Annotated in this window: 25 protein-coding genes; 16 read left to right on the forward strand and 9 right to left on the reverse strand. The window is 73.5% G+C overall.

Features of this window, described 5'->3' with window-relative positions; genetic code table 11:
* Positions 1-107 precede the first annotated feature (107 nt).
* The 6 genes from WCD41_RS14510 to WCD41_RS14535 all read left to right on the forward strand — a co-directional run bounded on the left by WCD41_RS14510 (position 108) and on the right by WCD41_RS14535 (position 5,229).
* Positions 108-1,139, forward strand: a complete 1,032-nt coding sequence (locus WCD41_RS14510) for a substrate-binding domain-containing protein (RefSeq protein ID WP_337714243.1) — start codon at positions 108-110, stop codon at positions 1,137-1,139.
* A 133-nt stretch (positions 1,140-1,272) separates the two neighbouring features.
* Positions 1,273-1,554, forward strand: coding sequence for an FmdB family zinc ribbon protein (locus WCD41_RS14515; protein WP_337714115.1), 282 nt, complete (start codon positions 1,273-1,275; stop codon positions 1,552-1,554).
* A gap of 112 nt (positions 1,555-1,666) precedes the next feature.
* The gene (locus tag WCD41_RS14520; protein ID WP_337714116.1) at positions 1,667-2,302 is read left to right on the forward strand and encodes an AmiS/UreI family transporter; all 636 of its coding nucleotides are present in this window, start codon (positions 1,667-1,669) and stop codon (positions 2,300-2,302) included.
* 47 nt (positions 2,303-2,349) lie between these two features.
* A complete protein-coding gene (fmdA, locus tag WCD41_RS14525) occupies positions 2,350-3,603 on the forward strand; it encodes a formamidase (protein ID WP_337714117.1) in 1,254 nt (417 codons plus the stop codon).
* A gap of 140 nt (positions 3,604-3,743) precedes the next feature.
* The gene (locus WCD41_RS14530) at positions 3,744-4,766 is read left to right on the forward strand and encodes a DivIVA domain-containing protein (protein WP_337714118.1); all 1,023 of its coding nucleotides are present in this window, start codon (positions 3,744-3,746) and stop codon (positions 4,764-4,766) included.
* An 88-nt stretch (positions 4,767-4,854) separates the two neighbouring features.
* Positions 4,855-5,229: a hypothetical protein gene (locus WCD41_RS14535; protein ID WP_337714119.1), complete on the forward strand. Its 375-nt coding sequence runs from the start codon at positions 4,855-4,857 to the stop codon at positions 5,227-5,229.
* A gap of 18 nt (positions 5,230-5,247) precedes the next feature.
* On the opposite strand, the gene WCD41_RS14540 is transcribed toward WCD41_RS14535, so the two are convergent.
* The 6 genes from WCD41_RS14540 to WCD41_RS14565 form a co-directional block, all read right to left on the reverse strand.
* Positions 5,248-5,676 carry a nitrile hydratase accessory protein gene (locus tag WCD41_RS14540; RefSeq protein WP_337714120.1) on the reverse strand — a complete coding sequence of 143 codons (429 nt, stop codon included), beginning with the start codon at positions 5,674-5,676 and terminating at the stop codon, positions 5,248-5,250.
* Positions 5,673-6,275, reverse strand: coding sequence for a nitrile hydratase subunit alpha (gene nthA, locus WCD41_RS14545; RefSeq protein WP_337714121.1), 603 nt, complete (start codon positions 6,273-6,275; stop codon positions 5,673-5,675). The genes WCD41_RS14540 and nthA overlap by 4 nt, the downstream gene beginning before the upstream one ends.
* A gap of 28 nt (positions 6,276-6,303) precedes the next feature.
* A complete protein-coding gene (gene nthB / locus WCD41_RS14550; RefSeq protein WP_337714122.1) occupies positions 6,304-6,993 on the reverse strand; it encodes a nitrile hydratase subunit beta in 690 nt (229 codons plus the stop codon).
* Between the two features lie 25 nt (positions 6,994-7,018).
* The gene (locus tag WCD41_RS14555; RefSeq protein WP_337714123.1) at positions 7,019-8,578 is read right to left on the reverse strand and encodes an amidase; all 1,560 of its coding nucleotides are present in this window, start codon (positions 8,576-8,578) and stop codon (positions 7,019-7,021) included.
* Between the two features lie 104 nt (positions 8,579-8,682).
* Positions 8,683-10,125, reverse strand: a complete 1,443-nt coding sequence (locus tag WCD41_RS14560; protein ID WP_337714124.1) for an ABC transporter substrate-binding protein — start codon at positions 10,123-10,125, stop codon at positions 8,683-8,685.
* A gap of 11 nt (positions 10,126-10,136) precedes the next feature.
* The gene (locus WCD41_RS14565) at positions 10,137-10,484 is read right to left on the reverse strand and encodes an ArsR/SmtB family transcription factor (RefSeq protein WP_337714125.1); all 348 of its coding nucleotides are present in this window, start codon (positions 10,482-10,484) and stop codon (positions 10,137-10,139) included.
* Between the two features lie 224 nt (positions 10,485-10,708).
* On the opposite strand from WCD41_RS14565, the gene WCD41_RS14570 reads away from it, so the two are divergent.
* From WCD41_RS14570 to WCD41_RS14580, 3 genes are all read left to right on the forward strand, one after another.
* Positions 10,709-11,305, forward strand: a complete 597-nt coding sequence (locus tag WCD41_RS14570) for a (2Fe-2S)-binding protein (RefSeq protein WP_337714126.1) — start codon at positions 10,709-10,711, stop codon at positions 11,303-11,305.
* 90 nt (positions 11,306-11,395) lie between these two features.
* Positions 11,396-11,614 carry a CbtB domain-containing protein gene (locus WCD41_RS14575; RefSeq protein ID WP_337714127.1) on the forward strand — a complete coding sequence of 73 codons (219 nt, stop codon included), beginning with the start codon at positions 11,396-11,398 and terminating at the stop codon, positions 11,612-11,614.
* 465 nt (positions 11,615-12,079) lie between these two features.
* A complete protein-coding gene (locus tag WCD41_RS14580; RefSeq protein WP_337714128.1) occupies positions 12,080-13,609 on the forward strand; it encodes an HNH endonuclease signature motif containing protein in 1,530 nt (509 codons plus the stop codon).
* A gap of 6 nt (positions 13,610-13,615) precedes the next feature.
* Here WCD41_RS14580 and WCD41_RS14585 read toward each other — a convergent pair whose 3' ends face one another.
* Positions 13,616-15,166: an acyl-CoA synthetase gene (locus tag WCD41_RS14585; RefSeq protein ID WP_337714129.1), complete on the reverse strand. Its 1,551-nt coding sequence runs from the start codon at positions 15,164-15,166 to the stop codon at positions 13,616-13,618.
* On the reverse strand, positions 15,166-15,969 hold the full coding sequence (locus WCD41_RS14590; protein ID WP_337714130.1) for an SDR family NAD(P)-dependent oxidoreductase: 804 nt from the start codon (positions 15,967-15,969) through the stop codon (positions 15,166-15,168). The genes WCD41_RS14585 and WCD41_RS14590 overlap by 1 nt, the downstream gene beginning before the upstream one ends.
* Before the next feature lie 164 nt (positions 15,970-16,133).
* Here WCD41_RS14590 and WCD41_RS14595 point away from each other — a divergent pair, with 164 nt between their 5' ends.
* The 5 genes from WCD41_RS14595 to WCD41_RS14615 all read left to right on the forward strand — a co-directional run bounded on the left by WCD41_RS14595 (position 16,134) and on the right by WCD41_RS14615 (position 19,590).
* Positions 16,134-16,754: a TetR/AcrR family transcriptional regulator gene (locus WCD41_RS14595; protein WP_337714131.1), complete on the forward strand. Its 621-nt coding sequence runs from the start codon at positions 16,134-16,136 to the stop codon at positions 16,752-16,754.
* Positions 16,755-16,851: 97 nt separating this feature from the next.
* Positions 16,852-17,475, forward strand: a complete 624-nt coding sequence (locus tag WCD41_RS14600) for a hypothetical protein (protein ID WP_337714132.1) — start codon at positions 16,852-16,854, stop codon at positions 17,473-17,475.
* A 102-nt stretch (positions 17,476-17,577) separates the two neighbouring features.
* Positions 17,578-18,003, forward strand: a complete 426-nt coding sequence (locus tag WCD41_RS14605; protein WP_337714134.1) for a DUF6069 family protein — start codon at positions 17,578-17,580, stop codon at positions 18,001-18,003.
* 41 nt (positions 18,004-18,044) lie between these two features.
* Positions 18,045-18,392: a YciI family protein gene (locus WCD41_RS14610; protein WP_337714135.1), complete on the forward strand. Its 348-nt coding sequence runs from the start codon at positions 18,045-18,047 to the stop codon at positions 18,390-18,392.
* 7 nt (positions 18,393-18,399) lie between these two features.
* Entirely contained in the window at positions 18,400-19,590 is a 1,191-nt protein-coding gene (locus tag WCD41_RS14615) for an RNA polymerase sigma factor (RefSeq protein WP_337714136.1), read from the forward strand.
* A gap of 13 nt (positions 19,591-19,603) precedes the next feature.
* On the opposite strand, the gene WCD41_RS14620 is transcribed toward WCD41_RS14615, so the two are convergent.
* Entirely contained in the window at positions 19,604-21,328 is a 1,725-nt protein-coding gene (locus WCD41_RS14620) for an ABC transporter substrate-binding protein (protein WP_337714137.1), read from the reverse strand.
* A 163-nt stretch (positions 21,329-21,491) separates the two neighbouring features.
* Here WCD41_RS14620 and WCD41_RS14625 point away from each other — a divergent pair, with 163 nt between their 5' ends.
* Both WCD41_RS14625 and WCD41_RS14630 read left to right on the forward strand, forming a co-directional pair.
* Positions 21,492-22,544, forward strand: coding sequence for an LLM class flavin-dependent oxidoreductase (locus WCD41_RS14625; protein WP_337714138.1), 1,053 nt, complete (start codon positions 21,492-21,494; stop codon positions 22,542-22,544).
* A gap of 11 nt (positions 22,545-22,555) precedes the next feature.
* Positions 22,556-24,820: a penicillin acylase family protein gene (locus tag WCD41_RS14630; protein ID WP_337714139.1), complete on the forward strand. Its 2,265-nt coding sequence runs from the start codon at positions 22,556-22,558 to the stop codon at positions 24,818-24,820.
* The last annotated feature ends 112 nt before the right edge of the window (positions 24,821-24,932 follow it).

The following is a 24,932-nucleotide window of genomic DNA, read 5'->3' on the forward strand; positions in this document are numbered from 1 at the left end:
ATCGGAGCAGCTCAGGGGCTGGACCTTCTCGCTAGCGTCGAGCCATGGCCGAGTCTCTGCGCCACCCGGGACCGGCACACCCGTCCCGCGGGCGTGACGTCCTGGACATGGCCCTCGTGGTGCCACTGCAGGGTCCGGCCGGCATCTTCGGCCCGTCGTGCGAGAGCTGCGCGGCCCTGGCCGTCCAGGAGATCAACGCCGACGGCGGGGTGCTCGGCCGCGAGCTGAACCTCGTCCCCGTCGACGGGGGCCGCAGCCCCGCCGAGGTGGCCATCGAGGTCGACGCGCTGGTCAGCGCCGGCGCGGTGCAGGCCGTCACCGGGTGGCACATCTCGGCGGTCCGCGAGGCCGTCGCCCCGCGCATCCGGGGGCGCGTCCCCTACGCCTACACCGCGCTCTACGAGGGCGGCGAGCAGCGTCCGGGCGTGTTCCTCACCGGCGAGACGCCGGACCTGCAGCTCGGCCCGACCCTGGACTGGTTCGCGAGCACCGCGGGCGTGCGGCGCTGGACGATCGTCGGCGACGACTACGTCTGGCCCCGCCGCTCGGCCACCACGGCGGCGCGCTACCTGCGGCGCATCGGCGGAACGGTGTGCGACGAGATGTTCGTGCCGCTCGGGACGTCGGACTTCTCGTCGGTCCTGCGCCGGGTCGAGGCCAGCGGCTGCGAGGCCGTGCTGATGCTGCTCATCGGCGACGACGCCGTCGCGTTCAACCGCGCGTTCGCCCGGTCCGGGCTCGACCGGGACATCCTGCGCTTCAGCTCGCTGATCGAGGAGAACGTCCTGCTCGCCTCCGGCCCGCAGAGCACGCGCGGGCTGATGACCTCGGCGGGCTACTTCGAGGACCTCGCCACGAGCTCCGGGCTGGAGTTCGCCGCGACCTACTTCCGCGAGTTCGGCGACGACGCTCCGGTGCTCAACAGCCTCGGCGAGTCCTGCTACGAGGGCGTCCGCCTGCTCACCGAGCTCATGCGCCGGGCCGGGTCGACCGACGTGCCGGCGATGATGTCGGTGGCCGACGGCCTGGCCTACGAGAGCCCGCGGGGCACCGTGGAGCTGCGTGACCGGCACCTGCGCCAGCAGGTCTTCCTCGCCGTCGCCGACGGCCTGGCCTGGGACGTCGTCCAGCAGCTGTGACCCCGGGTCGTCGGCGGACGACCGTTCGCGACGGCCGTTGACACCCCGGACGGTCGGCCGTAACTTTCCGAGGAAACCATTTCTCGTTCGCTATGTCTGGTCCTCGGCGACATCGGGCGAAGGGATCCACCGCATGCCCCTGTACGCGTACCGCTGCGACGAGGACGGGCCCGTCGACGTCCTGCGGCCCATGGGCGCCGCGACGCCGACGGTGCCCTGCCCGTCCTGCGGCGCCGACGCCGCACGGATGATCACGGCTCCGCGTCTCGGCGGCGCCGACCGCGACCGGGTCGCCGCGATCGACCGCGCGGAGGCCTCGCGCACCGAGCCCGCCGTGGTCTCCGCGCCGCCGCCGCGTCCGGCTCGCCCGAGCCCCCGCCTCGACCCGCGGACCGCGGCCCTGCCCCGGCCGTAGCAGCACCTCTCTCCCCCGCCCGCCCGGTCCCGACGACCGCCCGGGCCGCTCCGACCTGCCCTGCGCACGGAAGGGAACACGCTCATGTCACATCTCCGGGGAGCACCGCCCCGTGGCTAGCGTCGGCCTCCTGTTCGTGGGCGCCGTGCTGTTCATCAACGGCGTCATGCTGCTGGGGTGGGTCGACGCCCGCTCGGCGGCCCCGATGAACTTCTTCGTCGGGGGCCTGCAGATCATCACGCCGCTCTACCTGATCTTCACCGCGGACGGCGACGCCGACGTCATCCTCGCGGCGTCGGGTCTCTTCCTGTTCTCGTTCACCTACCTCTACGTCGCGGTGAACCTGACGTGGGACCTCGACTCCACCGGTCTCGGCTACTTCTGCCTGTTCGTCGCGATCACCGCGGTGGTGTTCTCGATCCTGAACTTCACCCGTTTCGCCGACCCGGCACTCGGCGTCATCTGGCTCTACTGGGCGTTCCTGTGGGCCCTGTTCTTCGTGCTCCTGGGCCGCAAGCGCGACGGGATCGGGCGCTACACCGGGGCGGTCTGCGCCATCCAGGGGTGGGTGACGGCCTGGATCCCGGCCTTCCTGCTGCTCACCGGCGCCTACTCGCAGATCGGCGTCCCGCTCGCGATCGGGCTCGCGATCTTCGGCGTGGTCGTGTTCGCCGCCCTCGTGCCCTGGGCGCGCCGCTCGCAGCCCCCCGCGACGCCGGCTCCGGCCGCCGAGCCCGCCGCCGTCTGACCCGTCCCCCACCCGTCCCCCCACTTCTCCCGACCAGGAGCGATCCGATGCCGCAGAAGGTCTTCCCCCTCGACAGCAGCAAGAAGTTCACCGAGCAGCAGATCGTCGGCCACAACCGCTGGCACCCGGACGTGCCCGCCCAGGTGCACGTCCGGCCCGGGGACGTGTTCCGCGTGGACTGCCGCGAGTGGTTCGACGGCGCGATCGTCAACGACGACTCGGCCGAGGACATCCTCCACGCCCCGCTCAACGGGGTGCACGTGCTCTCGGGCCCGATCGCGGTCGAGGGCGCCCAGCCCGGCGACCTGCTGATCGTCGACATCCTCGACGTCGGCCCGATCCCCCAGGAGGACTCCGGCCCGCTGGCCGGGCAGGGCTGGGGGTACACCGGCGTCTTCGCCAGGACCAACGGCGGCGGCTTCCTCACCGACCAGTTCCCCGACGCCTACAAGGTGATCTGGGACTTCCGCGGCGGCAAGGCCACCTCGCGCCACGTCCCGCACGTCGAGTTCACCGGCATCGTCCACCCCGGCCTCATGGGCACCGCGCCGTCGCACGACCTGCTCCGCAAGTGGAACGCCCGCGAGCAGGCCCTGATCGACACGAACCCGACGGCCGTGCCGCCGCTCGCCCTGCCACCCCAGCCCGACGCGGCGATCCTCGGCTCGCTCACGGGCGACGACTACGAGCGCGCCCGCCACGAGGCCGCCCGCACCGCGCCGCCGCGCGAGAACGGCGGCAACCAGGACATCAAGAACTTCACCAAGGGCAGCCGCGTCTTCTACCCGGTGTTCGTCGACGGGGCGAACCTCTCCATGGGCGACCTGCACTTCTCCCAGGGCGACGGGGAGATCACGTTCTGCGGCGCGATCGAGATGGGCGGGTTCATGGACCTGCACGTCGACGTGATCAAGGGCGGGATGCAGACCTACGGCGTCTCCGAGAACGCGATCTTCATCCCGGGCAACACCGACCCCCAGTACAGCGAGTGGATCGCGTTCTCCGGCACGTCGGTGACCCTCGACGGCGAGCAGCGCTACCTCGACTCGCACCTGTCCTACCAGCGGGCCTGCCTGCACGCGATCGACTACCTGACGACGTTCGGCTACTCCCCGATCCAGGCGTACATGATCCTCGGCGCCGCGCCGATCGAGGGCCGCCTCTCCGGCGTGGTCGACATCCCGAACTCCTGCTCGACGGTCTACCTCCCGACCGGGATCTTCGACTTCGACGTCAAGCCCGGCAAGGACGGGCCGGCGCGCATCGACCAGGGGATCGGGGTGCCGAAGGCCAGCGCCTGAGCACACTGCCTCTCCCACTCCCCTCTCTCCGTGGCCCGACCGTGACCCACCGCGACGCCGAACGGCCCTACCTCCGGCCGCCGGGCAGGACAAGACTCATGCGGGCGGGGACTCGATCGGTGACGTCGAGGGAGGGGCACATGAAGCGGGGCGACGACGGGACGGGGCCCTCCCCGACGAGGGGCTCCGCCCCCGGGGGCGATCGCCGCATCCCCTGGTGGGGCGTCGGCTTCGACGTCGTGCGGCGGGGCTACGACCGCGACCAGGTGGAGGCGGCGCTCGACCGCGCCCAGGCCGACCTGCGCGTCATGACCGCCGACCGCGACGCGATGGTGCGGGCCGAGGAGCAGGCGCGGGCCGAGCTGCGCTCGGTGCAGGAGGACGTCGACCGTCTCGTGACGGCGCCCCTGGCCGTGGACGGGGTGTCCGCCCGGCTGCAGCACCTGCTGCGGCTCGCCCAGGAGGAGGCCGCCGAGATCCGGGCGACCGCGGCGGCCGACGCGGGGTCCGTCGGCGAGCAGGCCCGCGAGCACGCCCGCGCCACGGAGGCCGACGCCGTGGCGCGGGCCGCCGCGATCGTCGAGGAGGCGGACGAGCGCGCCCGCGGACGTCTCGCCGAGGCCGCGGAGCAGGCCACCGCGATCGTCGTCGGCGCCCAGCAGGAGGCCCGGGGCGTGCGCGTCGACGCCGAACGCGCCCGGGACGAGCTCGAGCGTCACCGCGAGGAGGTCGAGGCCGAGCAGCGGGAGCTGGTCGAGCGCACGCGGGCCGAGATCGACCGTCGTGAGCAGGACTCGGCCGCCGACCGTCGTCGCCGGGACGAGGACGCGCAGGTCGCCCGCGAGCGCCGGCGCGAGGACGCCGAGAGCGCGCTCGCCGTCCGGCACGAGGAGGTGGCCGCCGCCCTGGCCGACGCCGAGGAACGTCGGCGCTCGGCGGAGGAGCGCGCCCGGACCCTGGAGGCGGAGGCGGCCGCACGGCTCGACGCCGCCTCCCGCGCCACCGAGGAGCTCGAGGACCGCCGGCGCCAGGCTGCCGCCGCGCTGACGGAGCTGCGGCGCGCCCTGGAGCTGCCGGGCCTCGGCGAGGTCGCCGGCCCGGTGCTCGTCGGGACGAACGGCGACGCGCCCTCCGCCTCCGGCCCGGACCGCGGCGTCGCCTAGGCACCGGATCGCGTCGAGTGCGACGGTCGTGCTCGGCAGCGAGGTCCTCGCCCTGGTGGTCCCGGCGCCCACGGTTCACCCTGGAGCCGTGGCCCCGACGCAGCCCCGCATCCGGGCGGCGAACCTCCGGGTCCCGCAGACGGAGTTCCTCGCCGTCTGGGACGAGGCAGGCCGGCGCCCGGACGACGGCTACGCCGACGCCGTGGCCCACACCTGCCGGTGGCTCGCGGCGATCCCCTCGCGCACGGCGCTCTGCGGGGGGCAGGTGCGCTCGCCGGTCATGCTGCGGGCGTGCGTCGCCTACCCGGGGACCATCGAGGACGAGTGGCGGGCGGCGCAGGACGACGACCGCTTCGTCCCGGACCTTGCGGCCCGTCCGGGCTGGTGCGAGGGCGCCCGGGCGACGCTGGCGTGGGCGTGGCGCGGGCAGGGCCCGCCGCCACTCGAGGTCACGCCGGCCTGACCCGTGGGTGGGGGCTGCTCAGCGCACCGCCGGGTCGATGGCCACCGGCTCGCGGTGCGCCTCGTGGTGGTTCGCGTTGCGCGGGGTCGCGAGGACGGTCCGCGTCCGCTCGTCGAGGTCGGCCTCCGAGAGCAGCCCGCTGCCGGCGAGCACGGTCTCGAGCGCCGTCAGCCAGTGCTCGTAGTAGCTCCAGGGCGCCCTCGCGTCGTCGGCACCGTCGGCCTCCCACTGCCGGATCGACGCGATGAGCGAGAGCTGGAACTCCGACCACTCGTACTGACCGGCGTGGTACGCCGCGACCGCGAGGGAGAAGGCCCGCAGCTCCCAGGGTTCGCGGAACGAGGCCTCCCCGTCACCCCCCGGTGTGCCGGCGACCAGCGACTCCACGCGCCGACGGGCCTCACCGAGCTCGGTCTCGTCCCTGATCGGAGAGGTCGGTGTGCTCACGCGGCGGCCTTCGTCGGCCCGACGCCGATCATCGAGTCGCGGGTGACCAGCGCGGCGAGCTCGTCCTCGGACAGGCCGTCGGTGCCCGCAGGCCGCTGCGGGAGCACCCAGTAGCGCAGCTCCGAGCTGGAGTCCCACACGCGGATCTCGACCGAATCGGGCACGTCGTAGCCGAACTCCTCGCGCAGCACACGCCGTGGGGCGCGGACCAGACTCGCCCGGTACTGCGGCATCTTGTACCAGTTCGGCGGCAGTCCCAGGACCGGCCACGGGTAGCAGGAGCACAGCGTGCAGACGATGACGTGGTGGACCTCGTCGGTGTCCTCGACCGCGACCATGTCCTCGCCCTGAAGCCCGCCGATGCCCAGCTCGGCGCAGGCCGTGCTGGCGTTCTCCAGCAGCCGCTTCTTGAAGTCGGGGTCGGTCCAAGCCTTGGCGACGACCTTCGCGCCGAGCTGCGGGCCGACCTCGTTCTCGTAGATCTCCGCGAGCCGGTCCACCGCCTCGGTGGTCATCAGGCCCTTCTCGATCATGATGGACTCGATGGCCTTGACCCGGGCGGCGATCTCCGCCTGGGTGGCCTTCTCGGGTGCGCTCATGCGTCGGCGCTCCTCAGCTCTGGGGGTCTCAGCGGGCGGGGACGATGTAGGGCTCCCAGACGTCGAAGGTCACCGAGCCGTTCGGCTCGGCCTCCTCGGCGCCCCAGAGCTCCTCGTTGGTGAAGCGGACGGTGTAGACGTGCTCGGGCGCCTCGCCCTGGTCGTTGCCCGCGGTGTCCGGGTAGATCATCTCGCCGTGGGCGAGGTCGATGACCCCGGTCTTGCCGCGGATGTAGCCCGCCTTGCGGGTGTGGCCCTTCGGCGCATCGGCGACGACCGTGACCCGGTCCCCCACGGCGAACTTCGGTTGCTTGCCGGTGTCGCGCCCGGCCGGCGCCCCGGCGGGCACGACCGCCTCGATGAACGCGACCAGCTCGCCCTCGGGGTCCTTGCCCTCCGGCAGCGGCGCGTCGGGGTTGTCGAGGTAGTAGCGGTAGCGGCGCTCGATCTCGTCGGGGTCGAGCTGGCCGTGGCGCACGCCGTGGTGGACCACGGAGTGGACCCAGTGCTCGTAGTAGGTGGAGCTCAGGTACTCGATCGGTTCGATCTGCTCCATGCCGAAGCGGAACTGATCGACGCCGAAGAAGCCCGCCCTGAACGCGAGCGGGAAGAACGTGTGGGCGTGCTTCTCCCACTCCGCCTTCCACACCGGTTCGGCGGGCGTCGGGTTGATCGGGCCGAGCCCGTCGCGTCCGCCGAGGTCGTGGATGCCGTTCATCGGGTCTCCGTTCGCTGGTGACGGATCAGGCCGTGGGAACAGGGGCCGCGGCGGGTGCGCCCGCCGGGACGGGGAAGCCGCCGACGGCCTCCTCGAACGCGTGGGCGACGCGCAGGACGGTCGCGTCGTCGAACTGGCGGCCGACGATCATCATCCCGACGGGCAGCCCGCCGGCGAGGCCCGCGGGCACCGAGCACGCCGGGTGGCCGGTGACGTCGAACGGCGCGGTGTTGGCCAGCATCTCGAGCGCGCGGCCCAGCGTCTCGACGACGGGACCGTCACGGTCGGGGCGGACCGTCGCCCGCTGGGGCAGGGTCGGCAGCACCAGCACGTCGACGTCGGCGAGCGCCGCGTCGTAGGCGGCGGCGAGCTTGGGCGCGAGGTTGCGGGCCATCGCGTAGTGCCTGCCGTGGGTGGTGTCGAGGCTGTAGCGGCCCGCGAGCAGCACGAACTTCACCGTCCGCGAGAACGCGGTCGGGTCGGCCGCCCACCGGGCGCCGTAGTGGTGCATCAGCTCGGGGTCGTAGAGGCCCTTCCAGTTCAGGCCGTAGCCCGAGGTCTCGATCATCTGGGACGTCGCGCCCTCGGTGGCGATGACGTCCCAGATCTTGGGTCCGTGCCGGTGCCAGGGCACCGACACGTCGCGGACGTCGAGGCCGGCGTCGGCGAGCGCGCGCGTCGCGGCGCGGACGGTGTCGTCGACCTCCGGCTCCGACTCGGCGAGCCCGAACCCCTCGCGCAGCACGCCCACCCGCAGGCCGCGGGCACCCTGCGCCAGGGCGCCGACGTAGTCGTCGGGCCGGAGGTCGGCGGGCTGGCGTGGGTCGTGCCCGTCGAGCCCGGCGATCACCGAGAGCATGAGCGCGGCGTCGCCGACGGTGCGGGTGATCGGGCCGACGTGGTCGATCGTGAACTCGATGGGGAACGCGCCGGTGTAGGGCACGAGACCCCAGGTCGGCTTGTGCCCGACGAGACCGCAGTTGGCGGCGGGGATGCGGATCGAGCCGCCCTGGTCGCCGCCGGTCGCCATGTCCACCAGGCCCGCGGCGACGAGCGCGCCGCTTCCGCTGGAGGACCCCCCGGCGGTGCGCGACGGGTCCCAGGGGTTCTCGACGTCGCCGGTGTTGGCGGTGATCGAGGCGCCGGAGAAGCAGAGGTCCTCGCACACGGCCTTGCCCGCGATCGTCGCGCCCGCGTCCAGGAGGCGTCGGACGATGGTGGCGTCCGTCCGGGGCACGAAGCCCTCGACGGTGGCGGAGCCGTTGGTCATCGGGACCCCGGCCACCGCGGTGTTGTCCTTCACGGCGATCGCGCGCCCGGCGAGCGGGCCGGACGGCGACTCGGAGATCGACGTCCGGACGTACCAGGCGTTGTACGGGTTGTCCGCTCGGTCGGGACGCGTCCACTCCCGGTGCGGTGCCGCCGGCGCCTCGGCCTCGTAGAGCTCGGCGACGACGTCCCACGAGGCCAGCAGCCCCGTCACCGCCGGGTGGTACTCGGCGACGTCGTCGGACGAGAGACCGAGGCCGTAGCCGGAGGAGACCGACGACAGCGCGTCGTGGTCCGGCGCGGGCAGAGGCGGCATGGGAGCTCCTCGAGGGTGTGGCGCGGCTCTCACGAACCCTAGGAACGAAGCGCACTACTCGTCAATGATCACTGACTTGTCCACGTGTTACGGAGTCGCCACCCTCAGCGCGCCGCGACCTCACGGACGATCTCCAAGCCCGCCGGCCCGATCTCGGCGACGTAGAGCGCCGGACGCAGCAGGTCGCGGGAGCCGACGGCCTCGGCCACCCGCGAGGGATGCCGCCGGACGAGGGCGCGCCCGTGCGCCGCGGCGTCGCCGTCGGGGTCGGCGTGCAGGACACGGGCGTACTGGTGGATGGCCTCGTACATACCCTCGGAGAGCGCGGTCACCGGCGGCGCCCAGGGGCCGAACGCCTCGCGGTACCGGCCGAGCAGCGCCGTGTTGCCGGGCAGCGCGCTGTCCTGGAAGTAGCCGAGAGCGGTCCGCAGCCCCGACGCGGCCCGGGGCCCGACGTGCGCGAGCGTGGACTCCTCGAGGGCCAGGGACGTGGTGCGGACGCGCTCGCGCAGCCCGGCGGCCTCGCTCTGGCGCTCGAAGGCGACCTCGTCCGCGCCGACCAGCGAGCTGAGCACCTGATCGGCCCCGGACGCCAGGATCCGCTCGATGGTCGCGGAGAAGTCGGTCGTGCCCAGGGGGACGAGGGCCTCGCCGGCCACCGAGCCGCCGGCGCGGTCCACGGCGCGCCGGGCGACCGCGTGCGCACCGAACGACCAGACGTAGGTCTGCCCCACGAGGAACCAGCGCGACGAGGGTGCCCGCGGGGCCACGAGTGCGGCGAGCTGGGCGTGGGGCCGCTCCCCGAACCGCACCGCGGTCGGCGACGACCGCCCGCCCTCGTTCAGCACGGTGTGCACGACGAGGACCCCGGTCCCGTCCAGGCGCCGCCGCACCGCGTCGAAGCTCGCCGAGGTGCTGTTCACGAAGACCGCGCGACACCCCAGGCGCGCCATCCGGGCCGCCTCGCGCGCCGCCTGCCGCTCATCGGTCGCGTCGTCGGCGGTGACGAGCCGGACCCGGCGCCCGGCCACGCCCCCGTCGGCGTTGATCTCGTCGACCGCCAGCTCGGCCATCAGCTCGGCGGACACCGAGAACACCGCGCCGCTGCCCGACGCCGTCGTCACCGCACCGAGGCGCAAGGCCCCGTCGTCGGGCGGCTCCGGCAGCGGGATGCCGCGGCGGTGCAGGAGCCAGTGGACGCCCTCGGGCGGGACCGTCGCGCGCACCTGGATGCGGGTGCGCTGCGCGCCGGCCGGCACGAACCGCAGGCTCAGGCGCCCGCGCCACGGCTGGGTGTGCTCGACGTCGAGGGCCACGCCGGGGACGACGCGCGCGAGCCGTCCGAGGACGTCGACACCCTCGTCACCGCCGAGCCCGTCGAGCGGCAGCCGCATGCTCACCGTGGCGCCGGCGCGCACCTCGTCGCAGCTCGCCCCGAACAGCCAGCCACCCGCACGCGGCGTGCCGAAGAGCGCGAAGAGCTCCTGCGGGGCGAGCGCCACCGTCCGTTCGGCGGCCACCGTCGTGTGCATCGCATGCCCGTCCACGGCCGGGAGGCTCAGCCGGTCCGCCGACCGCCCTCGCGCGTCGCACCCTCCGCCGTCGACACGTCGATGTCGTCGACCGCGCGGTGCAGGATCGTCTGAAGGTAGACGAAGGCGTCGCGCACGGCGCCCTCCGTGTCGAGCGAGTAGAGGCGGTTGCGGCCCTCGCGCCGTTCGCGGACCAGGCCGGAGATGCGCAGGACGCGCAGGTGGGTCGAGACGGTCGTCCGCCCGACGCTGCTGACCTGCGCGGCGATCTCGTTGACGCTCAGCTCGCCGTGCTCGCCCAGCACGGCCAGGATGCGGCGGCGGACGCGATCGGACAGCGCGTCGAACGCGGCGTTCTCGTTCGACGTCTCCACACCTCGGACGTTAACACGTGTCAATAGATGCTCACGTGTGGTCGCTACCCTGCGGTGGTGCCGGAGTTCCTCGTGCCCGGCCGCACCGCGGTGGACGACCGCTTCCGCCCCGGGTCGGGGCCCCCACGTCACCGGGTTGGACCCCGGCCGCCCACCTGTTCGGGGCGGGCCTCGACCGCGCGCTCGCGGACGTCCGTGTCGCGTACGGCACCGGCAGCGACGCGGTGGCGGCCTCCCTGCTCCTCGAGGGCTACGCGCAGCGGGTGGTGCCGCCCGCGATCGCGGCGCAGGTCCTGCTCGGCCGCTCCGTCGACACCGAGGCCGGACGGGTGCACGTGCGCCTCGAGGACGGCCGGGTGCGGCAGGTGGCGTTCGCGACCCCCGACGGCGCCGAGGGCGGTGTGGCCGGTGTGGACGGCTTGACCGGCGTGGTGGAACCGCTGCACCGGCGGACCCGCGCCGGTCGCCGGGTGCTGGCGGGCGCGGTGGCGCACGCCGTCGCGGTGGCGTTCGTCCACCTGTCCTGGCCGAGCCCCGACCGCGCGCGACACCTCGAGGACGCCCGGGACCTCCTCGCCGGCGCGGGACTCCCGGACCTGGTGCACCTCGAGGCCGCAGGGGTCCCGGGGGTCCCGGGAGTCGTCGAGGGCCCGTGGCTCTATGCCGAGCGCCGGACCTGCTGCCTGGCCTTCCGGACGGACCGGAACCGGGCGCGGGGCCCGTCGTACTGCGCCACCTGCCCGGTCGTACCGGAGGAGGAACGTCGCCGGTCCTTCCGCGAGGCCGTCGTCGCGTACGCGCGGAGGAGCGGCGAGCGATGACGATTCGAGATGTCGTCACCTGTTGACCCGTTGCGGGCGAAGCGGTTTGCTCGGGTCCCGACCGGCCGTTCCCGCTCGAAGGAGTTCCCCGTGACCTCTGGTGTCGCCGCCGCGAAGTCCCGGGCGACCGCGGTCGCCGTTCCGGCGTCGGAGACGGTGCCCTGGCTGCTGAGTGGGCTCCTGGTCGGGCTGGCGCTCTACTACTTCATCGGCATCGACCAGGGCGCGACGTCGCTGTTCGGCGACACCTCGATGATCCACGAGCTCGTGCACGACGCACGACACTTCCTCGGCTTCCCCTGTCACTGACGCCGTCCGCCGGCGCTGGGGTTGTGAGCGAAGGGCACCTTCGGTCGGATAGACCGGCGAGGGGCGCTGTTCGCCGGGATGGGTGCGCCGGCGCAGCCGGGGGCGAGCGGCACGTCGTGGCGCAGTGGCTGAGCGAAGGGCACCTTCGGTCGGATAGACCGGCGAGGCGCTTTTCGCCGGGATGGGTGCGCCCGCTCAGGGAGGCGAGGCGTGGAGCCCGGGCGCCGAGGTTGGGAGCGAAGGGCACCTTGGCTCGGATAGGCGGGCGAGGGGCGCCTTCCGCCGGAATCGGTGCGCCGGCGCGGCGGGGCGAGCGGCACGTCCGGCATGATCGACAGGGCTCGCGGGCTGCGGTTCGTGCCGGTCGACGAACTCGCCGAACTCCCAGAACTCGCCGAAAGAATCTTGGGGGCGTTGTCCGGAACGGGCCCGGGACTGTCGGGGGTCGGGGCTAGATTCGAACACGTGAGCGAACGGGTGGGTGGTGTCGAGCGGGAGGTCCTGGACCGCGCTGACGCTGCTGTGCGCGCTCACCGCCGGGGGTACTACCAGCGCCTCGAAGCCGTCGCCGAGCTCGACGAGTCGGGTGTCGCCGGCCGGGCCGGGTACCGCACCACCTACGGGTTGCTCGCTGATCGGGACCACCTCGGCCAGACGGAGGCGAAACGGTTGGTCGCCGAGGCCCAGGATGTGTGTCCGCGCCGGAGCATGGCGGGCGAGCCGCTGCCGGCGCGGTTGCCGGCCACTGGCGATGCGCTGCACGCGGGGTTGGTCGACCCGGGACACGTGAAGATCATCCGGGAGACGATGCGGAAGCTGGCCGGGCTGTCGGGGCGGTCAGGGCCGGCGGCGCCGTCGTTGCCGGATCTGGTGGTGATCGAGGCGTCGCTGGCCCAGGCGGCGCAGGCGATGGCGCCGCACATGCTGGACAAGCTCGCCAAGCAGATCATCGACCGCTGCGACCCCGACGGCGCCGCCCCACCCGAGGGCGGGGCTTCCCGCGACGAGTTGCTGGTGGTGCGCCGCAAGGACGGCTCCTTGGCGCTCAAGGGCGCGATGCACGATCCGATGGACGCCGAGGCGTTCATCAACGTCATCGCCGTGCTCTCCGCCCCGGCGGGTGCGGAGGATCAGCGTCCGCTGGGGCGGCGGCAGATGGAGGCGTTGCACGAGCTGGTCCGCGACGCCCGCCGCCCCCACGGCCTCACCACCGAAGCCGGCGGCGGGCACCCCGATACCGACACCACTGCCGCCGCCGACACCGACACCGACACCGAGGACACCGAGGACAGCGAGCCCGCCGCGGCCGACGACTCCGTCGAGAGCAACACGAGCGACTCGGGAGAGAGCGACTCGGGCGAGAGCGACAGCACGGGCTCTAGCACCCAGGCTGAGGGCGACGCGGTCGGTGCTGACGAGCCGTGGGCGTTGATCCCCGAACCCCGCCGCCCCACCACCACCACGACGCGCGGCAGGACTGGCTGGCTCGGGGGACCCGGGCGGGCGCTGCTGACCGTCACCATCGACCACCGCTGGCTCTGCGAAGCCCTCGCCGAGAACACCGGCGGGTTCGGGACGTTGGACTCCGGCTACACCGTGGACGCCGCCACCGTGCGCCGGTGGGCCTGCGACGCCGAGATCGTCCCGGTCGTGCTCGGCTCGAAATCGGAGCCGCTGGACGTGGGGCGGCGTCAGCGCACCGCCACCGACGCGATCCGCCGCGCGCTGCACCTGCGCGACGGGGGGTGCGCGTTCCCCGGCTGCGACCGCAGCCCGCGCCGCTGCGAAGCCCACCACGTGCGCGAGTGGTACCGGCACCGCGGTGACACCGCGCTGGAGAACATGGTGCTGCTGTGCCGCTATCACCACCAGCTGCTCCACCACCGGCACTGGACGATGGAGATGATCGACGGCAGGCCGTGGTTCACCCCGCCCTGGATCGTCGACACCGACCAGACACCCCGACCCGGCGGCCGACCCCACGTCCCCCTCTGAGGGACGTCAGCGCCCGGGCTCGAGATCGAGCATGTGCTTCTTGATCTCGGTCTTGAGTACCTTGCCGAGCTTGGAGCGCGGAAGGTCCTCCCAGATCTCCACCTGCTTCGGCGTCTTCACGCTGCCGATGCGCTCCTTGACGAACGACTTCAGCTCGGCCGGGTCCAGGGTGCTGCCCGGACGGAGCTGGAGCACGGCCGTCAGCCGCTCGCCCCACTTGTCGTCGGGAAGCCCGATGACCGCGCTGTCGGCGACGGCCGGGTGGGCCATGAGCGCCTGCTCGACCTCCGTCGAGTAGACGTTGAAGCCGCCGGTGATCACCATGTCCTTGGCCCGGTCGACGATGAAGAGGAAGCCGTCGTCGTCGAGGTAGCCGATGTCGCCGGTGTGGTGCCAGCCGTGGCGCGAGACCTCGGCCGTGGCCGCGGGGTCGTTCAGGTAGCCCCGCATCACCAGCGAGCCGCGGACGACGATCTCGCCCCGCTCGCCGCGGGGCACCAGCCGACCGTCCTCGGCCATGATCCCGACCGTCACGAGCGGGGACGGACGTCCGGCCGACGACAGCTTGCCCCGGGCGACCGACCCGTCGGGCTCGAAGTGGTCGGCCGGCGCCATCGTCGAGATCATCATCGGCGCCTCGGTCTGCCCGAAGAGCTGCGCCATGACCGGTCCGATCCGGGTCAGCGCCTCCTCCAGCCGCGACACCGACATCGGTGCGGCGCCGTACCAGAAGCACTGCAGCGACGACAGATCACGCCCGGACAGCGACGGGTGGTCGAGCACCATGTAGATCAGCGTCGGCGGCAGGAAGGTGTGGGTGACGCGGTGCCGCTCGACGTGGTCGAGGAAGCCCCCGACGTCGGGCGCCCGCATGATCACGATCGAGCCGCCCAGCGCCAGCACCGGGAAGCAGAGCACGCCGGCGGCGTGGGTCAGTGGGGCGAGCGCCAGGTAGGTCGGCCGCCCGCCGCGCTCGGGCCACGGGTAGCTCATGAGCGTCACCGCGGTCATCGTCTCGATCGTGGTGCCCGTGAGCATCACGCCCTTGGGTCGACCGGTCGTCCCCCCGGTGCCGACGAGCATCGCGAGGTCGTCGCCGGTGGCCCGGTTGACCGGCTCTCCGCTCGTGGCGAGGAAGTCGTCGAGGCGCAGGGCCCAGCCGGGGTCGCCGTCGAGACACACCAGCGTCCGCAGCTGCGGGAGGTCCCCGCGGATCGCGTCCACCAGCGGGGCGAAGGACGCCTGGAAGAACAGCACCGAGCACCCGAACAGATCGAGGAGCTCGCGGTTCTCGGCCGCCTCGTTGCGCGGGTTGACCGGACACCAGACGGCGCCGGCGCGGCTGATCCCGAACACGCAGGTGAACGACGTCGGGTGGTTGGCCGAGAGGATCGCGACCTTGTCGCCCGGCGCGACGCCGTACTCCACCAGGGACGAGGCGATGCGGCCGCTGAGCTGCTGAACGTCGGCGTAGGTGGCGACGTCGCCGTCGCAGACCAGACAGGGGGCGCCAGGATCGAGCGACGCCCCCTTGTCCAGGTAGTCGACCAGCCGCATCACATGCCCATGCCGCCGTCGACCGGCAGGCCGGCGCCGTTGACGAAGCGCGAGGCGTCGGAGGCCAGGAAGACCACGGCGTCGGCGATGTCGGTGACCTCGCCGAGCCGGCCCGACGGCGTCAGCTCCACCACCGCACCGACGGCGGCGTCGGGGCTCTCGAACAGACCCAGGCCGGCGGTCTCGACGGCGAGCTTCTGCCCCATGGCGGTGGGCACGAGACCGGGGTAGACGCAGTTGACGCGAACGCCGTAGCCGAGCTTGCCGGACTCCATCGCCGCGACGCGGGTCAGCCGGTCGACACCGGACTTGGTGGCCGAGTAGCCGCCGATCGACGGAAAGGCGATGGTCGCGGCGACGGACGCGACGTTGATGATCGCGCCACCATGGCCGGCCGGGCCGCCCGGGCGCATCGCGCGGAAGGCGTGCTTGATGCCGAGCATCGTGCCCAGCAGGTTCACCTCGAGCATGCGGCGTACGTCGTCCGGCTCGGTGTCGACGAGCAGCTGGGTCACCTCGAGCCCGGCGTTGTTGATGACGACCTCGAGACCGCCGAGCTCGCTGACCGTCTGCGCGACCGCCGTCTCCCACTGCGCGTCGTCGGTGACGTCGAGCGCGACGAACCGGGCGGTGTGCCCCTCCGCGGCCAGCGCCGACGCGGTCTTCTCCCCCACGTCCTTGGCGATGTCCGCCAGCATCACCGCGGCGCCCGCCCCGGCCAGCGCGCGGGCCATGCCCTCGCCCAGGCCCTGCGCCCCTCCCGTCACCAGCACCCGACGTCCCGCCAGGTCGAACGCGCTCATGGTTCCCTCACATCGTCGTGTCGGTGGTGTGGATCACACGCTAGGGACGTCGCCGAACGACCGTCAAGGACATCGTTGGACGGGCGTCCAGACAGACGGAGCACGATTCCGCGACACGATGGGGTTAGGCTGGGCCGTCGCGCTCCGCCCCGGGAGGCCCGCTCGTGACCAGGACCGATACTGACGACCGGATCTCGCGACCCCAGGCGCAGAAGTTCGAGGACCGTCGCTGCCAGCTCGCGGACAGTGCACTGGAGGCCCTCGCCGCCCGCGGCTACGCGCGCACGAGCCTGCGGGACATCGCGCAGAGCACCGAGTTCAGCCTCGGCGTCCTGCACTACTACTTCCGCGACAAGGTCGAGCTGATCACCTACTGCGTGCGGCGGTACAAGGCCCGCTGCGTGGAGCGCTACGACGCGATCGCCGCCCACGCCACCGACGCCGACGACCTCCTGCGCGACGCCGGCGACGGGCTCGCCGCCACGATCGAGGCCGACGCGCGGATGCACCGGCTCTGGTACGACCTGCGGGCCCAGTCGTTGTTCGAGGAGTCGTTCCGCCTCGACGTCGCCGACATCGACGCGAGCCTCGAGCAGATGATCTGGCGGATCGTCAGCGCCTACGCCGAGCTCGCGGGCGTGACGCCGCGCTGCACCAGCGGTCTCGCCTACGCCGCCTTCGACGGCCTGTTCCAGCAGGCGCTGCTGCGCTACCTCTCCGGTGACGACGCGGCCCTCGACGACCTCCGCGCCGGCACGCGGGCGCTGCTCACCCGCCTCGTCTGAGGGGACCGCCCCCTGCGGCCCGGGGGCGCACCCCCTCGGCACGACGTCCGCACGCCCGGAGACTCGGGACCCGGCACACACCGGAGAGGATGTCGCGATGATCGACCAGGCACTCCAGCACGAGCTCGACGCCTGGCTCTCGGGCGGGCCCGGCGACGGCGCCGACCTCGCCCGTCTCGTCGCCCGCAGGCTCCGGCACCGGGGCCGCGCCGGTCTCCCGACGTCCGCGCTCGCCGAGGTCACCGACCGGCACCAGGGTCACGACCCGTACCTCGACGCCTTCCTCGGCTCCGTCCTCGCCGGCGACCCGCTCGCGCTCCCGCTGCTCGAGCGCGTCTTCGACGACTCCGGCCTCGACGTCGAGCGGTTCTGCGTGCTGCTGCTGGCCGACGTGGTCCGCCACGAGAACCGCCATCCCGACCGTCGGGACCCCGCGGCGGGCCGTCGACGTGTCCGGCGGGCCGCGCGCTGCGTCTGGACGCTCGACCGCTCGCTCGACGCGGACGCCCCGCCACCGCCGTCGGTGGCGACCACCTGGCTCGGGCTCACCGTGCTGCCGGCGTCGCGCCGGCCCGGGGAGTACCTCGCGATCCGCGCCGCGCAGGTCCACGAGCTGCTGACCCGGGTCCCGGACCCCACGCCGCGGGCGGGCCTGCTCCTCCGCCTCCTCTCCGACCTCGTGCCCGGCACGGTGGAGGTCGGCCGGGAGGCCGTGGCCTGACCGTCGGGTAATTCTTCCGCGGCGATGTCGAAGAGGGGCCGCGCCGATCGTCGCCTGGGTAGAGACCGGCACCGGGCCGGTCACCCCGCACCGGAGGCCACGATGTCCGTCACCACCGCCGCTCCCGTCACCACCACCCGCACCGACGCCCACGCCCCCGTCCTGCCGCTGGTCCGCGACGGCCTGGCCGCCACGGCCGTCGCCGCCGCGGCGACCGCCACCGTCGCCGCCGCGGCCGACGTCGTCGGCATCGGCGCGACCGTCGGCGGGGCGCCGATCCCTCCGCTCGGGTTCGCCGTGCTGACCGCGATCTTCTCCGTCGTGGGGGTCCTGCTCGCCCTGGGCCTGGCCCGCTGGGCGCGCCGGCCGCGCTCCACGTTCGTCCGCACGACGGTCGTGCTCACCGTGCTGTCGCTGGTGCCGGACGTGCTCGCGGACGCGTCCGTGACCACCAAGGTGGTGCTGATGCTGACCCACGTCGTGGCCGCTGCGATCGTCGTCCCGGCCGTCGCGCGCCGGCTGTCCTGACCACACGACGCACACGTCACGGATCGAAGGGAACGAGTGCCGTGCACTACCTCATGGGTGTCCGGATCGACGAGAGCGAGCTCCCGTACTCCGAGGAGGAGATGGAGGCGTCGTTCGCCCGGGTCGGGGCCGTCAACGACGAGATGAAGGCGGCCGGGGTCTGGGTGTTCGGCGGCGGCCTGCGCCCCTCCGACAGCGCCACGGTCGTCCGCGTCGAGAACGGCAGGGCCGCCATGACCGACGGGCCGTTCGCCGAGACGAAGGAGCAGCTCGGCGGCTTCTACGTCATCGAGGTCGACGACCTCGACGCGGCCCTGACCTGGGCCGAGAAGTGCGCCGAGGCGTGTCGCGTCCCGATCGAGGTGCGTCCCTTCGACGGGATCGCCTGAGCGGCGGATGGATCTCACGGAGGTCTACCGCGCCGAGTACGGGCGTTGCGTGGCGACGCTGACGCGCCTGCTCGGAGACATCGGGCTCGCCGAGGAGGCCGTCCAGGACGCGTTCGCGACGGCCATGACCAAGTGGGGCGAGGCGCCGCCGTCCAACCCCGGCGCGTGGATCGTCACCACGGCCCGGAACCGCGCCCTCGACCGCCTGCGCCGGGAGTCCACCCGGGACGACCGCCAGGCGCAGGCACAGCTGCTGGCCGAACCCGACGAACCGCAGGAGGTGGGACCGGTGCGCGACGACCAGCTCCGCATGATCTTCACCTGCTGCCACCCGGCGCTCTCGCCGCTCGCGCAGACCGCGCTGACCCTGCGCATCCTGGGTGGGCTGGAGGTCGCGGAGATCGCCCGGGCCTACGTCGTCCCCGAGGCGACGATCTCCCAGCGGATCGTGCGCGCCAAGAAGAAGATCCGCGACGCCGGCATCCCCTACCGGGTGCCCGGTTCCGCCGAGCTCCCCGACCGCCTGCCGCCTGTGCTCACCGTGCTCTACCTGGTCTTCAACGAGGGGTACGCCTCGACGTCCGGGGAGCTGGTCCGCACGGATCTCACCCGCGAGGCGATCCGGCTGGCCCGGGCGCTCGCGGAGCTGATGCCCGACGAGCCGGAGGTCCTCGGGCTGCTCGCGCTGCTCCTGCTCACCGAGGCCCGGCGCCCGGCGCGGGTGGGCCCCGACGGCGAGCTGGTGGTGCTCGCGGAGCAGGACCGGTCGCGGTGGGACCGGCAGCTCATCGCCGAGGGCCACGAGCTGGTGCGCCGGTGCCTGCGCCGCGGCCGGCCGGGGCCATACCAGCTGCAGGCCGCGATCAACGCCGTGCACACCGACGGCGACGCGACCGACTGGACGCAGGTCCTCGCGCTCTACGACCAGCTGCTGACCCACTCCCCCACCCCGATCGTCGCGCTCAACCGGGCGGTGGCCGTCGCCGAGGTGCACGGTCCAGAGCAGGCCCTCGCCGCCGTCGACGCGCTCGACATCCCCGGCTACCACCTCCTGCCGGCCACCCGCGCGGACCTCCTCGCCCGCCTCGGCCGCACCGCGGACGCCGCGAGCGCCTACGGCGAGGCCATCGCCCTGGCCGGCAACGACACCGAACGCGCCTTCCTGGAGACGCGCCGGACGGCGCTGCTCAGCGACTGACCCAGCGACCGACTCAGCGACCGACCGGGGCCGGGAGGACGAAGTCGCCGTCGGCGTAGGTCGCGGGGCTCACGACGCGCTGGTGCCCGCGCTGGATCTGGTGCACCAGGTGGGCCTGGGCCAGCGACGGGTCGCCGGTCCCGGCGCCCGTCCACGTGCGGGCGGTCTGCCCCGGGGCATCGAAGCTGTAGGCGCCGTTGACACCCCGGTACACCGACCGTCGCAGGTGCTCGGCGACCGCGGAGAAGTCCCGGAAGTCCGCGAGCGCCCACGCCCCGGCGACGAGGCGGACCCGGTCGTAGGCGATGCCGGCGTGGGACCGGCCGGGCGCGACCCCGAAGCGTCGGGCGTAGCGGTCGGCGAAGGCGCGGCCGAGCCGGTCGGGGTAGGTGCCGGTGGTGGTGGCCCACAGGACGCCGTCGGCGAGCGGACCGAGCCGCGCCCGGAACTCCGGCACCGACGGCGCATAGATCCCGTAGATCAGGCCCGTCCCGCCGCGGGCGCGGAAGCCGTCGACGAAGGCGACGTGGTCGTCGACGAGGTAGCTGCCCACCATCACGGCCGCCGGGTCGGCCTCGGCGGCCTGCGCACCGGCCCGCCACCACCCGCCCACCGGCGGCGACTCGACCGCGAGCTCCCAGCCCTGCCGATCCGCACCCTGCGCGGCCTGCTCGAGACCGAGGTCGACGAGCTCCCACGCCGGCTGCCGCACCACCAGCAGGCGCCGCGACGTCGGCCGCCACGCACCGCGGTCGCGGAGCCCGCTGAGGTAGTCGACGCAGCGGGGTCCGTAGTGGACGTCGCTCGGGCAGACCTGGAAGACGCGGGAGAACCGGCCCGGATCGCCCGCCGTCCGCTGCTCCATCAGCCCGGACGTGGCGGCGTGCAGGTACGGCACCCCGGCGTCGGACGCGAGGTCGTGCGCCAGGTCCTGACGGGCGAGGTAGCCCGACGTGAGGACGTCGACGTCGGCGGCGAGCAGGCTCGCGAACCCCCGCTCGACCGTCACGGCGTCCTGCGGGTCGACGTCGGCGACGCGCAGCTCCAGGGGCCGCCCGGCCACGCCGCCCGCCGTGTTGATCTCCTCGACCGCGAGCCGTGCCCCGTGCTCCATCTCGCGCGCGTCCTCGGCGGCGACCCCCGTCAGCGGGAGCAGGGCGCCGACGCGCAGGGCGCGACGCCGCACCGGGCGGGGTGACCGCACGGGCCGCTCGGGCGCGTCCGCGGCGGCCAGCGCCCCGCCCAGGCGCAGCCCCTCGAACCCGGCGGGTCCACCCGGCGGCGGCACCACCACGAGGCCCTCGTCGAGCGTGCGGGCGGCCGCGGCGCCGCGGGAGGCGACGTCGAGCTTGCCGAGCACGCGGTCGACGTGCGTCCCGACGGTGCGCGCACCGATGGCGAGCCGCCGGGCGATACCTGCGTTGGTCAGGCCGGCGACGAGCAGCGTCGCGACCTCGAGCTCGCGGCGGCTCAGACCGTGCGGGAGCGCGTCCAGCGGATCGACGACGACGAGCGCGGTGGCCTGGGCGGCGGAGTCGGGCTGCACGACGACGCTCACCGGCCGCGGGCCGAGGTGGACAGCGCGCACCTCGCCGACCCCCGCCCGCAGCGCTCCGGCGGCGAGGCGGCGCAGCGCGGTCGGCACGTCGTCGGGGCGCCCCTCCTCGACGACGCGGACGTCGCCGGCGGCGTCGACGCGCAGGACGGCGCGGCCCACCGTGCCCGGGTCCGATGCCATGGCCGCCCGCCTCTCGCGTGCCCCGGCGCCGACCTTAACCCCGGGCCGACGGGCCGGGGCCCCCGTGACGTGATGGCCCCACGTCGGAAACACACGGCGGAAACACGGGGTCCGTCGTTCGACGGATTCGCGGGCGGCGCGGGTCGCCCTACCGTCCGGCGCCATGCGCCTCGGCATCTTCGCCCCGACCCTGTCCGGCGGCTGGGTCATCTCCACCGCGGCACCCTGGTGGAAGCCCGACTGGTTCCTCATGCAGGAGACCGCGCTCAAGGCCGAGAACTACGGCTTCGACTTCCTCCTCGCCCCGAACAAGTACAAGGGCATGGACGGCGAGATCCATTTCTGGAACTACGCCCTCGACTCCTTCACGACCATGGCGGCGCTCGCCGCGGTGACGCGCAAGGTCATGCTCATCCCGTCGATCTCGCTGCTCTCGGTGCCGCCGGTGTACGCCGCGAAGCAGTGCAAGACGATCGCCGACATCGCCGGGCCCGGCCGGTTCGGCGTCAACATCATCAGCGGCTGGGAGAAGCCGGAGTGGGAGTCGATGGGCCTGTGGCCCGGCGACGAGTACTTCGGCTACCGCTACGACTACGCCGCCGAGTACATGCAGGTCATGCGCGAGCTCTGGGAGACGGGACAGACCGACTTCGACGGCCGGTTCTTCCACATGAAGGACGCGCGGCTCGAGCCGTGGTTCGACGACGGGAACATGCCCAAGGTCATCTGCGCGGGCCAGTCCGACCGCGGCATGCAGTTCACCGCCGAGCACGCCGACTACCAGTTCATGGGCGGCAAGCTCGACATCGGCGAGCTCACCGAGCAGATGGGCCGCGTCCGGGCCGCGTCCGACAGGGCCGGCCGCCCGATGGAGGCCTTCCCGCTCTACCAGTGCGTGGTGCGCGACAGCCTCGCCGAGTGCGACGACGTGATCGGCCAGTGGCGGGAGAGCCAAGAGCTCGAGGTCGTCAAGACGATGACCGGGCACGCGTCGATGAACTCCGAGGCCGACGAGAACTCGCTGCACGCCACGCTGCTCGGCAACGACAACTTCATGCTCTGGGAGATCATCAAGGGCGACCCGAAGAGCGTCGCCGAGCAGCTGCGCGCGATCTCCGACGTCGACGGCGTCAGTGGCGTGATGTTCACTTTCCAGGACTACCTGACCGACATCGACCGGTTCGGCCAGCAGGTCATGCCGCTGCTGGAGGACTGACGGGGACGCCCATGCCGGGTCTGCCGACCACCGAGTTCCCCGTCCCGGGGCTCCGCGACGCCGTCGAGGTGCTCGTCGACCGGTGGGGGGTGCCGCACGTCTACGCGGACTCCCCCCACGACGCCTACGTCGCCCAGGGCTTCCAGGCCGCGCGGGACCGGCTCTTCCAGATCGACCTGTGGCGCCGCCGCGGGCTGGGCCGGCTCGCCGAGGTGTTCGGCCCCGGCTACGTGGCGCAGGACCGGGCGCGGCGCCTGTTCCTCTACCGCGGTGACATGGACGCGGAGTGGTCGGCGTACCCCGCGGGCACGCGGGAGATCGTCGGCGCGTTCGTCGGGGGTGTGAACGCCTACGTCGACTGGGCGCTCGCGTCACCGGACGAGCGGCTGTCGCCGGAGTTCGCCGAGCTCGGGCACCGTCCGGCCCGGTGGAGCCCGGAGGACGTGGTGCGCATCCGCAGCCACGGACTGTTCTACAACGCCGAGCAGGAGCTCGCGCGGGCGCTGACCGTGCGTGACCTCGGGCCCGACGCCGAGGACCTGCGGTCGGTGCGCGAGCCGGACGGACCGCTCGACGTCCCGGATCCCGCGGTGCTCGCCGCGCTCGGTGACGCGGTGCTCGACGTCTACCGCCTCGTGTTCACGCCGGTGGAGCTGGCGGCCGGCAGCAACAACTGGGTCGTCGCCGGCTCGCGGACGGCCACCGGACGCCCCGTGCTCGCCAACGACCCCCACCGGGCGATCACCGTGCCGTCCCTGCGCTACCTCGCCCACCTCGAGGCCCCGGGCCTGCGTGTCATCGGCGCCGGCGAGCCGAACCTGCCCGGCATCTCGATCGGCCACAACGAGCGCGTCGCGTTCGGCCTCACGATCTGGCCGATCGACCACGAGGACCTCCACGTCTACGCGCTCCACCCGACCGACGACCACCGCTACCGGTACGGCGACGGGTGGGAGGAGCTCGAGGTCGTCGAGGAGCGGACGCCGGTGGCCGGCGACGAGGACGCCGTGCTCCGCCTGGCGTTCACCCGTCACGGCCCCGTGCTGCACGTCGACCTCGAGGCCCGGGTCGCGGTCGCGCTGCGCGCGGCCTGGCGGGAGGCCGGCATGGCTCCCTACCTCGCCAGCCTGGGCTACCAGGACGCCGCGGACGCCGCCGCGTTCCGGAGCACGCTGGCCCGCTGGGGGGCGCCCGGGGTCAACCAGGTCTACGCCGACGTCGACGGCACCGTCGGCGTGCAGTCGTGCGGGCGGGTGCCGCGCCGCACCGGGTGGGACGGCGCGCTGCCGGTGCCCGGCGACGGGCGCCACGAGTGGGACGGCGTGGTGCCGCTCGACGACCTCCCCGGCGAGCGGGACCCCGCGTCGGGCTGGTGCACGACGTCGAACCAGCACAACGTGCCCGCGGGTGCCCCGTACGTCGCCACCGTCGACTGGTACTCGAGCGCCCGGCACGAGCGCCTCGCGGCCTGGCTCGCGGCGGACGACGCGGTGGACGTGGCGTCGAGCCTGCGGATGCAGGGCGACGCCGCGAACGGGCACGCCCGGCGGCTGCTCGACCGCCTCGCCGACGTGTCCGCGCCCGACGACGTCGCGGGGTGGTGGGCCGAGCTGCAGGGCTGGGACGGCGTCGAGCACGCCGACTCGCGTGCCGCGCTGCTGCTCCAGATCTGGCTGCGGCGGCACTGGCGCCCCTGGGCGGCCGCGCGGTGCCTGGAGCGTCTGGACGCACCCGTCGACGCCGTCCACAGGCTGCTCCGCGACGACACCCTGTTCTCCGACCTGCGCCCCGACCTGCGGATGGTCGAGCTCCTGCACGGGTCCCCGGTCCTCGCCGACGGCCTCGGCGAGACCCTGCGCGCCGCCGTCGCCGACATCGGGACCCGGCTCGGGCCGGACCCCGAGCGGTGGACGTGGGGCGCGCTGCACCGCACCGAGCTCCGCCACGCCGCCTTCCCCGCCGCACCGTTGCCGTCGAAGCCCCGCGCCGGCAGCGGCGACACGGTCGGGCTCGCCGGCCACGACGCCGGGTTCGACGCCGTGATGGGCAGCAGCTTCCGCATGGTCCTGGACGTCGGCGACTGGGATCGCAGCCAGGTCGTCAACGCCCCCGGCCAGTCCGGCGACCCGCGCGCGGAGCACTACGCCGACCTGCTCGACCTGTGGGCGCGGGACGGCTCGTTCCCCTTGCTCTTCAGCCGCGCCGCGGTCGAGGAGGCCGCGACGAGCCGGGTGCTGCTGCGCCCGGCCGAGGTTGCTCCAGACAGTCGGAATTAGCGGCCGATCGGGTGGCGTTCGTTCTGCGGCTCTTCTCCTCGTCACGTGACAGCGCGCGACAATTGCTCGCATCAGGGGGGTAGATCGACATTCTGTTGGCCCAAGCCAACGA

The sequence above is a fragment of the Actinomycetospora aeridis genome (assembly GCF_037400275.1).
GTDB classification, from domain to species: Bacteria; Actinomycetota; Actinomycetes; order Mycobacteriales; family Pseudonocardiaceae; genus Actinomycetospora; species Actinomycetospora aeridis.